This is a genomic window from Treponema sp. R8-4-B8 (genome assembly GCF_054786175.1).
Genome location: NZ_BDHE01000487.1, coordinates 146908 through 160409 on the forward strand (window position 1 = coordinate 146908; position 13502 = coordinate 160409).

Annotated in this window: 7 protein-coding genes; 2 read left to right on the forward strand and 5 right to left on the reverse strand. The window is 43.2% G+C overall.

Annotated elements, in window-relative coordinates:
- Positions 1-199: 199 nt before the first annotated feature.
- Entirely contained in the window at positions 200-1897 is a 1698-nt protein-coding gene (locus tag ACYVRA_RS13880) for a hypothetical protein (RefSeq protein WP_461253316.1), read from the reverse strand.
- Between the two features lie 16 nt (positions 1898-1913).
- A complete protein-coding gene (locus ACYVRA_RS13885; protein ID WP_461253317.1) occupies positions 1914-2864 on the reverse strand; it encodes a glycosyltransferase family 2 protein in 951 nt (316 codons plus the stop codon).
- Between the two features lie 222 nt (positions 2865-3086).
- Between ACYVRA_RS13885 and ACYVRA_RS13890 the strand changes: the two genes are divergently transcribed.
- Entirely contained in the window at positions 3087-5021 is a 1935-nt protein-coding gene (locus ACYVRA_RS13890) for a leucine-rich repeat domain-containing protein (protein ID WP_461253318.1), read from the forward strand.
- 203 nt (positions 5022-5224) lie between these two features.
- On the forward strand, positions 5225-5512 hold the full coding sequence (spoVG, locus tag ACYVRA_RS13895; protein WP_461253319.1) for a septation regulator SpoVG: 288 nt from the start codon (positions 5225-5227) through the stop codon (positions 5510-5512).
- Position 5513: 1 nt separating this feature from the next.
- Here the strand turns inward: spoVG and ACYVRA_RS13900 are convergent, their stop codons facing one another.
- Genes ACYVRA_RS13900 through ACYVRA_RS13910 form a run of 3 tightly spaced genes read right to left on the reverse strand, consistent with a single transcriptional unit; the run spans position 5514 to position 13409 of the window.
- Positions 5514-5834 (reverse strand): hypothetical protein, encoded by a 321-nt coding sequence (locus ACYVRA_RS13900; protein WP_461253320.1) that lies wholly within the window; start codon positions 5832-5834, stop codon positions 5514-5516.
- Complete coding sequence (locus tag ACYVRA_RS13905) at positions 5824-10332, reverse strand: SpoIIE family protein phosphatase (RefSeq protein WP_461253321.1); 4509 nt, start codon at positions 10330-10332, stop codon at positions 5824-5826. Before ACYVRA_RS13905 ends, ACYVRA_RS13900 begins: the two co-directional genes overlap by 11 nt.
- Positions 10333-10391: 59 nt before the next feature.
- On the reverse strand, positions 10392-13409 hold the full coding sequence (locus ACYVRA_RS13910; protein WP_461253322.1) for a tetratricopeptide repeat protein: 3018 nt from the start codon (positions 13407-13409) through the stop codon (positions 10392-10394).
- Positions 13410-13502: the final 93 nt, after the last annotated feature.

A 13502-nucleotide genomic window follows, 5' to 3' on the forward strand; every position in this document is an offset into this window, starting at 1 on the left:
TTTTCTATTATTCGTAATATGTAGCAACAACCGCATTTTTCTATAGGCAGCACAGGGGTGTCAAACACAAAATTCCATCAATCAAAATTAAACCAGTAAAGCCGACTGTAATAAAGGCCAAAAACCCCTTATCCCTCTTTGTGATCTTTGTCTCTTAGTGATCTTTGTGAGAAATATTTCAAAAAATTTTCATTTTCAGTCAGTGCTCATCCATAATTATTTTCTTACCCTTAAAGTACGGAAACCACGATTCCGGTTCTCCGGTGTAAATATCAAATTCGCTTTCTGTCGCGCCTTGTATCGTTTGTACGTTTTCCATTATTAAATCATTTAGCGGCGGAAAATCAGGAGTATCTGGAAAATATTCAACAAGCAGATAAATGGCGTCATAGTTTTCCGTTTCAGGCAGCGGAATAGTCTCGATATTCCCGCCGGAATCAAAAAATTCCTTAAAATATTCATACCAGTCTATAAAATAGTACGCCTGTTCATTACGCAGATACGGAATTAAATTGGCGTATTTCCACAACGACCATGCGGCGTTAATAACATACACAGGCGTGTCTTTGTCTTTCGTAAATACATATTCATCCGGCTTGTCGCGGAAAATATTTTCAATTTTACTTTCCTTCGCCGCATTAAACGTAAAACACCCGCATAACAGCAGCATCGCGAGAGCCGCTATTTTCCAAGACCGCTCACCTATAGAGTCAATCAACATTGCCGGCAGAATAACAAAAAATGGAAAGACCGGCATACCGTAACGTAAAACTTTATACGGGGCGATTATCAAAACAACAAACAGATATATTACCGACGCGATAAAAATATACCATGCCATTTTTTGAGTGGCAGTCATGTTAAACAACATTTTGGTCTTCAATTTTTGTTCGCGGATTAACAGAACCGCCAAATACGCAAGACATAAAACGACAACGGCAATAACAGGGTAGCTAAAAAAATGTTTATGTAAAAGCGTTAAGGCTGTCATTATTGATGTCTTTATGTTTCCCCATATATTACCCGATATGGTTCTTATGGTCTCCGTTCCCCGGTACGAAAGAAAGCCGGATAAGTATTTAGGATAGAAAGCTTCAGCGAACAGTATTCCCAAGCCTAACACTACAAAGTAAAAAGGTATTTCAGAAAATGTTTTATTTTTGCATTGTAAATAAATGGCATAAAGCCCAAACAGTCCGACAAAAAATACCGCATAGTATCCTGACATAAGCGTAAGGGCGGTAATCAACGACATAATGAGTATTGGCTTTACTGCGCCGACAAACAATTTTTTTTCATGAATGATATATTTTTTCCATCCAAGGCTTACAGCAAAATAATAACAAAAAACAATAAACAATGTTTCTTGTATTTGATACGGGCGTAAAAAAAGCGTGTTGGAAATGGCGGCAGTCGATAAAAACGCGCAGAGTGTCATCGCGCACTGTAATAGATGAGAGGCGGGAAATAAAAGCCGCATTAACAGAAAAAAGAATACAAACGATACTGTAAAAAACAGAAGATTAAGAACGCCCCCCCTGAAAACAATAGGCGCTATATCGCCGGTTTTTAGCCCGATCAGTGAAAGCCGTAAAAATGTATAGTACAAATTGGTATGAGGGGGATCGCGGTTATCTTTCCATAAACTGCGTATGTCGGTCAATGCGTCTTTTAATCCTGCGGAACTGACGAGACTTGTTTCCTTCAATTCTTTTCCGGTATATTTTTTACCATATTCATAATTTTCAGTTACTATAAAATTATTATAGCAGGCAAGGGCTATGGTTAACCCTTCGTCCACATGCAAGCCGTCTTTTTGCGAAAGCCAATACGCGCGAACGCCAAGAGCAAGCGCATATACCGCGATTAAAATAAGCGCCTGATGTAGTTTTTTCATTTTCACCCCTTAAACTTCATTGCGCCTCACGGATGATATAGTGCGGACGCTGTTTGGTTTCCGTGTATGTCTTCGCGATATACTGGCCCAAAATACCTGTTGTAAACAGTTGAATCCCCGAACAAAACAGAATAATACAGATCGTCGACGCCCAACCGGCAACCGGATCGCCATATACCAATTTACGGATAATAATAAAGATAATAACGGCAAGCGCGATCAAGAACAACACAATCCCCAACACTGAGACAATGGCGACAGGTTTTGATGAAAAGGCGGTTATTCCGTCGAGTGAATACATTAAAAGTTTCCAGAATGACCATTTGGTTCTGCCCGACTTTCTTGCAATATTTTCATACTCAAACCACTTGGTGTTAAAACCTATCCAGGGGAATATGCCTTTGGAAAACCGATTCCGTTCCGGCAGCGATAAAAGCGCATCCATGTATTTTCTGTTCATCAACCGAAAATCCCTTGCGCCGTCAACAACGGCCACATCGGTAATTTTGCCCATAATGCGGTAGAAACGTCTCGCAAAAAACGAGCGGACAGGCGGTTCTCCTTTGCGGTTTGTCCGCCGTGTTCCCGCGCAATCATATTCTCCAGACGCGACCGCTTCCAACATCTGCGGAATTAGAGCCGGCGGATCCTGTCCGTCAGCGTCCAACACGACGGTATACATCCCTTGCGCCGCCTGTAACCCCGCAAGCATCGCCGCTTCCTTGCCAAAATTGCGCGAAAAGGAAATGTAATGAATACGGGTGTCGTCATGCGTTATCTGCCTAAGAATTTTCAGCGTAGCGTCTTTTGAACCGTCATCAATAAAAATAATCTCAAACGGTTTGTTAATCGATTCACATATCTTTACTGTCTGTGCATAAAACTGCGGAAGGACCGTTTCTTCGTTGTAACAGGGTACCACAAGCGACAAATATACTGTCTGCGGCAATACGGGACGATCAATCAAAACGCGTATCTCCTTTTCTTGTTTTTAAAAGTATTGGGAATATTCTATATTTTATCAATATAATAATCGCTAAAATACATATATTTGATACTAAGATGCCTTATTTTCCCTATACTCAATAAATTATTTGGGCATACATCGTTTAAATATTGGTTTTTATGCTAAATTTATATTATATTTAATATATACTGAAATAAACCTCTTTAAACAAGGAGTTTTATTATGAAAAAGAAAGGTATTATAGCGGTTATATCAATTTTTTCTCTCACAATCAGCCTATTTGCCGTTGACGGCGATTTTGACAGCCGTAATTACACAGCCCCAGCCAATTTTTCTTATACTATTGTCGGGAAAAAAGGTGAAATCCAGACTATCACTATAACCGCTTATAAAGGAAAAAATCTTGAAGTTAAAATACCGCCGCAAATAGGCAAGCTTCCTGTAACCGTTATTGGAAGCACCGCGTTCAGAAGAAAAAACCTGACCAGCGTAATAATACCGGACGGTATTACGACAATCGAGGCAAACGCGTTTTTTACAAATAATCTTACCTCCGTTACAATACCGTCTAGCGTTACCAGTATCGGGGAGAACGCTTTTGCAAGCAATAAATTGACAGATGTGTTCCTTTCTGACGGGTTGGAAACAATCGGAAAAACGGCGTTTAAGGACAATTTAATTACCAATATAAACATTCCCTTTGGCGTAGATGAGATTGGGGATGAAGCGTTCATGAATAATCAACTTGTTTATTTAATGATTCCTAAGAGTGTTTATATAATTGGAAATGGCGTTTTTGCAAATAACAGGCTGGTCAATATAATTATTCCGGACAGTATTACAAGCATTGGCGATAACGCATTTGCGTATAACCAGCTTTTTACATTAACCATTCCGTCAAACGTGACGAATATAGGGCGTTCAGCGTTCAGAAACAACCAGCTTTCAGGCTTAACTATTAGGGAAGGCGTTATGAGTATCGGGCGTTTTGCGTTTTATAAAAACAAATTGGTAAACCTGATAATTCCAGAAGGCGTTATAATTATCGGAGACAGTGCTTTTGCGGAGAACGGAATGACAAGCGTAAAAATATCGTCAACCGTAACAAGCATAGGGAACGCCGCGTTTGCCGATAATATTTTAAACAGCGTTGTTATTCCGGGGAACGTTACGACAATAGGGGATAATGCTTTTTTTAACAATAAACAATTAACCAGTCTGACCTTGGGGGAGGGAATTACAAGCATCGGAGAAAGCGCCTTTGAGGATAATAAATTGACCAGCGTGCTTATTCCGTCAAGCGTCATAAATATCGGGCGTTCAGCGTTTAACAATAACAGCTTGAACAGCATAGTTATACCGTCAAGCGTTACGGTGATAAGACATTCAGCATTTAGAAATAATAACCTGACAAGCGCGGTCATTCAGGACGGAGTTATAAGCATTGAAGAAGGAGCGTTTTGTAACAACAGACTGACTAATATTACAATTCCCACAAGCGTAATTCATATTGGGGAAAATGCGTTTGCCGACAACAGGCTTGCCGCATTAACCATTCCACAGAGCGTTACTAATATTGAGCGTTTTGCGTTTAGAAATAATAACCTTGCAAGCGTAGTTATTTTGTCAAACATTAAAACTATGGAAGAAAATGTTTTTTCCAATAATAGCAATCTAACCAGTATTCAAATTCCAATTAACTTTTTTTTCAGGTTCCTTGGCAATGAAGGCTTTCCGGAAACTTTCTACAATGTGTTGAATGCCTATGAATACCTTGGCGGGACTTATGAGTATAAAAATGACTCTTGGTATTGCGATGGAAAAATTATGCCAAAGCCTGTTCAACTTGTCTGCGGCATGGGTATGACTATTACCAGAATAGAAGGTTTATATTCAAGTTTGGACGGAAAAACAATGAAAAACAGAAATTTTGTTCCGACGGACGATAAAAGCGACGTATTTCTTGCGCCCGGCTTTTACAGAATTGAAGTTGTTTATACCGAAAATATCCCTCAAACTGGAAGGGGAAAATCACAAGCGGTGCCTATAAGCGACACTTATGAATACGCACAGGATATGGAAAGCGGCGTTTATGAGCTTACCGGCGCGATTCAGGGAAATAAAGTGCTTTTCCGTATCACTGAGCCGATTAAATGATTGGGTAAAACGCTCTCATTGTGAGAAATTGGCTAAATAATTAAAAATTTATTAAAAACATTTGCCCGATAGCAAAATTTATACTTGCTTTCATGACAAAACAGTGTTACAATGTAAATTAGGGTGAGGTTAGTAAAAAATATTCCGTCTCGGAGATTTTGTTAATCTCTTACACAGCATAGGACTTAAAAAGGAGAAAAACTATGGAAATTACTGATATCAGGGTCCGCAAGGTGACAGGCGGCGGTAAGCCGAAAGCCTACGTAACGGTAACATTTGACGATTGTTTTGTCGTTCACAATATAAAGATTATAGAGGGTAAGACCGGAGTTTTTATCGCCATGCCCAGCAGAAAAACTAGGGCAGGAGATTACAAAGATGTCGCTCATCCAATTCACCCCGAATTCAGGGCTGAATTACAAAAGCGTATTCTGGAAAAATACGAATCTGGCGATGTCGATATAGCTCCAGACAGCTCGGACGACATATAATTTATACAGAAGGGCGGTTTTTTAGCTCGTATTCCTTCTTTTCTATTTGCTCTTTGATGTTGGCTAACTCGTCCAAAATGGTTCTGTACTCTACGGCTTCGCGATCGATTGTTGTTTGATTTTTGTCCGTAAACGCGATGTAGGCTTCATTTCCCAAACGGCTCAACAGTTTTTGAGCCTGGTTTTCAAGCTGTTTTATATCCCACATCAATAAACCTCTTTCGCCTAAATCCTGCGCCTTTGCGCCGGCTTTAATGGCAAATTCCTTTGATGCGCTCCAGCCCTGGTCCAGCAGGTCTTTCATTCTTTCGCTAAATGTCATTTTTGTCTCCTCGTTTTCGTTTAATTCCCAGAATCGTCAGGTCATCGTACTGCTCGTCTTCCCTAATATGAGTATAATACATATACGCGGGATTTTCAGGGTATTCCCGCGTACTTGCACAATAACGTCTATATTGAAGAAAATGGTTTTTTAGGAATTCATCCACTTTCTTGTCTACCAATACGCGGGAGTCTTCCCCCGCGTCCGCCGGTTTATAGCACCTAAACATTTTTTCTACCGAAACCATAGCCATTATAACATCTTCTACCCGTCCTTCACAATCTGTAAAATCAAATTGTAAGTCGTATGGATCTTCGGGGTTGTGGTATTTGTGCAGAGTATAAATTTGCCGCGCCATTACCGCGTTGATAATCGCCTCTACGCGCTCGGGGGACAATTCTTCATCAGCTTGACCGCAAAGATGATTCTCGTGCGGCGTATTGACAGGACCTTCCGCGCATACTATTTCCTTGAATTCTCTGTTTCGGAATTTCCTTTTTGCCTCTTCAATACCGTCGGTGTAGAGCAACAGTATGTCGCCTTTTTCTATTTGAAGAGTTTGAACTTTGTAGCCTCCTGAAGATTCAATCATAATGTTGGGCAGTACGCCTGTGGCGGGGGACTGAGGAAGAGTTATGATTTTCATTTTACCTTCTTTCGCGCTGTAAAGGTGAATGAGGTTGTCGCCCGCGTTGCAAAAACGGACTGTTCCGGTTACTGAATCAAACAGGCAGAGGGAAAAAGCGGCAAAGCGCCCTTTAAAGGCAAGCGCTTCTATAAAATCATTGATCTGGTATACCACTTCTTCAATATGCATTCCCTTTTCATTTGGTTTCCACTGCTTAAAATAATTAAGGAACATTGTCGCCACTTGAATCATGATAAGCGCCGCCGGGATTCCCTTTCCGGCTACGTCGCACTTGATGATGGCGTAGTAGCGCCCGTCAAGGTCATGGTAATCAAAGTAGTCACCCGATACGCCTTTTGCGCCTTCATAGTAACCGAAGAAATTTAAATTTTGCGTATTCTTAAACCCGCTGCTTTGCTTGTTTCCCTGACTGTCCATTTCCAGCGGAATAAATTTTTTCTGTATTTCCTTGCCGATTGAAAGATCGGACGCTGCAAGCGCGGCCTTTACAAGACCGTGGGTCATGTCGTTGATTGTATTGCCAAGGATTGCGATTTCGTCTTCACTGGAAATATTTATGTCCTTACCTGCCAGTTTTGCTTTATCTTCGGTGTCGCGGATTATTTCAATGTGTTTTACCAGGTTGATGATCGGCTTAATAATCAAGCCTGAAAAAATCAATGCGCCGCTGATGCCGGTTAACAAAACTATAAACGCGACAATTCCTATTGTAAAAAAGAGGGTCCTCTGTCCGCGGTTAATTTCATTGATAATTGAATCTAAAGAGACTTCCAGTCTGATCAGCCCCCGAAAGAAATTGTTATCCGCCATCTGGCGGTACATTATCGGTTTGTAGAAAATATATTTTCTGTCTCCTGATTTGCTGATGCTGTTTAGTGAAAATTCAGGATATGAGCCTATTTTCCCCGTAACATCCGTAAGTATGTCATTTAGTTTTATATTTAACGCGTTAATTGTCACCTGAATGTCGTCGCGCATTCTCTCTCCTTCGGCGTCGGTACGAAGCGCAAGGGAAAGGAATTGATCGGTTATTGTCGTAATGCTCTGCGAAAGATCTCCTGCCGCTTCCTGTGCGCGGCGGTTAAGTTCTTCGCTCATATCGGCATAGAATGGGCTAAGCGCGTCGTCGGTTAAGCGCGTAACGCCGGGATGTAATTCCGCCGTGTCAGTCTTTGAAGCAATGTCAGGATCATTTGTAGCCCAGACATGATCCGTGTATATCGAGTTAATTCCGTAACCTGTGATGGTAACGTATTTCGCTTCGGAAATTGCGCCGGAGTTTGAGGGAAGGTACATTAATTCCAACGCGCCGCGCTCGCCGCGGGATTGAATCGCCATTGGCAGGTACGATCTTGCGCTTGAAGCAAGCCCTTCAAGCAGAACGCTGGAACGGTCCCATAAACTTTTAAGCAGGGTTTCCCGCTGGGTTTTGGTCATAATAATGTACATTGGCGTAGAAATCATTATGATAACAAGGAGGATAAGCCCCGTTGTAAAAGACGCGAGTTTAAACCGCAGTCCTTTTCCTCTTCTTTGCAGTTGTGTTGTTTTTTGTTTCTTTTCTATTGGCATAAGATCTCCTGTAATGATCGCGAGCGCTTCCTGCTTGACCGCCGCGCCCTCTGAAATAACTCCGGCTATGCCCCGGATTGTCGCAATTAATCCAAGAGCGCAGAGAATGGCGAGTAATACGGCAAGCGCCATGATTGGGTTAAATGTTATCCATCCTCTACGCTGTATTTTCCATGAAGGTTTCCATTCTTTTGAATAATCGCCGAACTTAACCGTACCTGTTCGGGCGACAGGAATAAATGAATCCGCCGTGTACCATCCCCTTGAGGAGTGGTATAGTTTTAATCTGTAGCGTCCTTCATCCATGTTTTCAAAAGTCAATCCGGCTATTTCCCTGTCCGATAAAATGTTAAAACTGTCCGCAGGCAAATCTGGGCTGTTTTCCCGCTGTAAAACCACCGACGTTATGCGCCCGTCAGAGGAAAAACCCCTGCCTATAATTCTAATTGAAAGTATTCCCTGTTCATTTTGTTGGGCGTCAATAAAACTGACGCTTGTGTAGGGGATAAATTTATTGGTTTTAAAAATTATATTGGACGGCAGACCTATGTTGCCAGCCTTATCAATAGCCGACACTGAAAATGCCCATATCCCGTTATCTTGATTTGAATAACTTACCGATGTGTTTGTTCCCATGATTCCAGAAGGCGGCTGATTAACAGAAGCTTCCGCGTTTGCGCCTAAAAATTGAAGTACCCACGTATAGCCCGCAATATACGGGTCTGACGACGGCTGCCATGACATACTAAAATTATTGGATAAAAGATAGCCATCGTCGTCTAACGGCGGGTCAATGATTTTTACTTCAGTAGGCGGCGTGCTTTTTTTGTTGTAAGTTATTTTTGCGGGGTCTGACCAGTTGCCGGCATAATCATTGGAACGGACGCTGAAATACCATTCTCCGTCGTTCACGGCGTTATTTTCCATATTTAAGTTTGACGTATTGCCGATATTATAAATCATTACCCTATCGGGCGGCATGTCGTTTGGATCCTGACTCCAACTCCATGAAAATCCCAAAATGCCGGATGTGTCTTGCGGGATATTCCATGCTACACGGGCTTTTTCGGAGCGGCTTACATTTGACGGCGTAAAGTTTACCGCAGTTATCCGTGGGCTTGCAACCGAGCGATCAGGCGCAAGAATGTAGATGCGCCCCGTATCCTGCGCCGTAATCTGCCAAAAAATATATGCGCCGTCTTTGCCTACAACAGGTCTTGCAAAAGACGCTTCCGCTGAAACGCCCGACAGAGGATAATTCTGCCATCCGAAATCACCACGTTGGGCCAGAATAATTCTGTTGTTTCCGTTGCGGTTGTCAAACCAAACTACGGTAGGGGCGTTATTGTAAATAAAACCGATTGGATTATTGCAGTACGCTTCCGAGCTGTTTATTCGTTCAACGCGGCCTGTGATATTTACATTTGAATTAATTACCGCGCCGTATATTTGAGGCGTTCTGCCAGACAGCCGCCGTTCCCAAACCAAGAGTAAATTATCCCCGTATTTTGAAAGATGAGGACGCTGGTTGTCAAAATTATCAGCGCTTGTTTGATTCTGTATTACAGGATCGTTAAATGTGGTAAAACGCCTTGCTTCCGTCCACGTTTTTCCCGCGTCTTCGCTTGTTTTATAATAAAGCTGGTATGTCGATACTGATTCCGTCCCTATGGCAAGCGATTGAAAGAACACTATGTCTTTACGGGCTGCGCTTGCGTGCGCCGGAAGGAAATTAAGCGAAGGCGCGTTTTCCTGAGTAAAAAATTCAAAAGGCGGCCAGTTAATTCCATTGTCTGAGCGGGAATAGCAAATGGAAAGGGATTGACCGCTCCCTCTTGTAATAAAAAGAAGATACCCCCCGTCGGCGCGGACGTACAGGCGCGGGGCGACGGAATTTTCAGCGCCCAGATTCACGATATGCCTTGAAAAATTCAAGCCCCTGTCCTGTGAAATAAGTATCTCCGCCTGAGCGTTTCCCGAAGCTGCGGCGATAAGGATTCTTCCCCTGTTGTCAATTACCATGCTTATAATCGACGGTTCCGTGCCTAAATAGACATAGGGGCCGCCGACTGCCCCCCTTTGTACCCAATCTTTTCCCGATTCTTTAACAGCCAAGAAAATGTTTATAAAGCCTCCCGAAGTAACGCTCGCGTCCCTGTTAGGCGTCACTTCCTGCCACGCTATTACGGAAAAATCGTTTGAATTGGCGCTGACGGGAAACTTTCCAGGCCGGGGCGAAAAGGGTTCCTCTTCTTCCCAGAAAAATTCTTGCGCCAAAAGAGTTGGTACTGCTTGCGTTATTAAAAGTATAAGTAACAGTGATTTGCAAAACCGCGTCATAATACCGATTGTATCCTTCGTTGTAATTCTACAAGTTTAGTTATATTGCGGTTTTTGGGATTTTGCATAAGGCGTTCCACAAGCGAAAGCGCCACAAGGCTGTTGCCTAAATTTAATTCACGTAACGCACGCTGATAATCGGCTTCGTCCTCGCTTGAAAGAACAATGCCCCCCGGAACGCTCATCCGGCTTAGCAGCCTGTCTCTTACCTGCGTCGCTTCAGTATTCTGCGGATTTAAAGTTATGGCTTCGTTCAACTGCGTAAGTGCGACTTCGTACTGCGCCGTCGCGTTGCTTTCAAAAATACGTCTTGCGGAAGCCGTCAGTTCCCTTGAACGCGCGATATTCGCGGGGTTTGGCGGCGGCGGACGGTATCCCATGTCTATTTCAGCCTGAGTTAGGATAGCCTTTAAATTCGGATACCGTGGATTAATTTCCGCCAGGTTTTGAAGGTCGGCAAACGCTTCGATGGAACGCCGCTTTGTTCCGGCGACGGCGTTTCTTAAGCGCTGTTCAAAAGACGCGTTAAATGCAGCCGGGTCCAAGAATTGCTCTATCCTAAGATCAAGAATACCCGCTTCCTGATTAACGGGGAATATCAGCCTGACCTGCCTTGTCAACTGACGCGCTTCGTCAAATTTAGCGACCCCCAAAGTGCGCTGGCCTGCGTTTATATAACGGACTCCTTCGTCAAAATTTCTTTGCGCCTGGCTTAAAAGCTGGCTCATTTCCGCATAAAGCGGCGCGGTCGGCGGAATTACGCGATCTGAGCTTGCCGACATGGCGGTGCGGATAATGCCCAGCCAGTAATTAATTTCTTCGTTGTCATCCGAGTTCGTTATACGCCAGCGGTTTCTTGCCCTTGTTAAAATATCTTCCGCCTGCTGGAAATTTCCGTTAAAGTAAACAGTTCGCGCGCTGTTTAACAAATTACGCACTTCAGCGATTATTGCCTCATTTTCAGAAATGGCTATTTGCTGGCCAAGGTTGACTAATTGCGCGTCACGCATTTGCCGCAAAGACGCCGATTCCTGTATTTCAAGGGAATCGCTGAACCTGTCGGAAGCCCTTTGAATCCTTTCGCGGGCAAGGTCGTAATTCTGTCTTTGATAGGCGGTCTGCGCTTCCCTGAAGAGCCGTTCCCCCTCCTGTCTGAACGCCTCGGCCTGAGTTGATCTGCTGCGGGCAGTTCCCGCCAACGCAAGGCCTTGCGCGCGGAGCCCTTCCAATTCATCTATCGCAGCCTGATACTTTTGGCGCATACTTGTTATTTCCGTATCGCTTGAAACATTTGGCGGTTCGTTTTTAAATTGCCCTAAAATAACATTCCCATTTTGCAAATCTACAGCTAACGCTGAAAGCATCGCGTTAAGTTCATTTAGCGCTTCGGCAGGGTAGCGTAAAACAGTAACAACGCCGTTGGAGCCTGTGTGGCTTTCACCATTAAGAAAATTATCGCTTTTTTCCAATTCTTTTTTTCTTGCAGCCAGACTATCTTGAAGGCTGTTATACGCTATACTGTAGTACCTTTGCGCCGACTGGCGCTCTTCCGCAAGTAATTGGGAATAAAAGGCGTTTACGGCAGTCAGCGCGTTTGTAATATACTGAACATTGCTATACGCGTTTATTTCCGTATTTATTTGATTGGCTCTTGTTCTGATACCGTTAACTGAGGTTAACATTCCCGTGATTGAGTTTCTTGTCTGTTGTTCGACATTTAACGCAGCAGTCACATTAATTGTTCCTTCACGAAAGCGGGTCAGGGAAGAACGGTCAATATTAAGGCGCAACCCGGTATTTGCCGCCTGCAGGAGAATACTATTTGCTTCACCTAACGCTCTTATTTCAAGATACGAAGGAATGTCTTCGCGCAGGATATTGTTTTCATAAAGCGTGATTGTCTGCGGTCTTGCGCCGCCAAAAAGCCGCCTGTGCCTGTCAAAAAACAGCGGAGTAATATTTGCATAATCAGCCGTTCTGTCCAGCGAAGAAATGGCGGCTGCGTAATTTCCGCCATTAAACGCCGTAAGCGCCGAAGAATTGGCTTTTTGAAGAAATTGCGTAATTGCCGCATAGACAGGTTCGATTGAATTTTTCCAGTAAGCGTCAAAAGCGCCTAACATCCCTTCCTGTTTGTTTTCTTCCGCCCGCCCGTTAATGCTTATTCTGATAAATGAAATATGGTTGCGGTCAACAATTTCCGGTTCTCTTGCCCTTATTACGTTTAGAATCCCGGCAAAGACGGCGTCGGCAGCGTACAGTTCCTGTTTTAGCGCGATAAAATTGTCCGCCGCGGAGGCAAGCATGACCGCTGTTTCACTGATTCCTGAACTGCTGCCTGAGTTTATGACGCGGATCATTTCGGCGGAAGCAGCCCCCATCTGCGAGCTTATCTGCTGAAAAGAAGCAAGTATCGAATTAATTCTTTCTGTTTGAGTTATGGCTTCATTTTCAATATTTGCCCCGTAACCTGCCGCGAAAAATTCATCGCGCATAAAATCCATGCCTTCCGCGTAAACCTGAATGGCAGCCGCCTGGTCGCCCTTGTCCAGTAATTCGCGGCCTCTTTTCATGATACTTGCCAACCTGTTTCTGTTTACGTTAAACTGCGCTATTTCCTGAGTTCTGGACACAAAGTTTTCAAGAATAGGATTTTTTTTGTCTTCCAGCGAATAAAGCCTGTTTGTCAACTCAAGGATTTTTTCCGCGTTCTGAGGCTCGTATAAAATGGTATTAATTAATTCATCCGCAGCTTGGTTAAACTCATCTTGTAATTGGTAAATTTTTCGCATACGTTTCTGCGCTAAATCTAACTTGTCCGGATTTCGTTTCGCATAAGCGCTCAATATTGATATGGCTTCATCGTATTTTTTATCTTTTATAAGGGCGTCGGCTTTAGACAAATCGGCATCTTGTCTGCCGCCGCCAAAAACCGGAGTTATGGCGGTAAACAGCAAAAAAATCGTGAAAATCTTGATAATATCCGTTAAGCGGACAGGTTTAGCCATTGTCAATTATATTCTATATTATATTATCGTATTTTTCTTTGTAATTCTTCGTGGAACCTCTATAAGCCTAACCGATGTTTTTGAGGTTCCCATATGCTG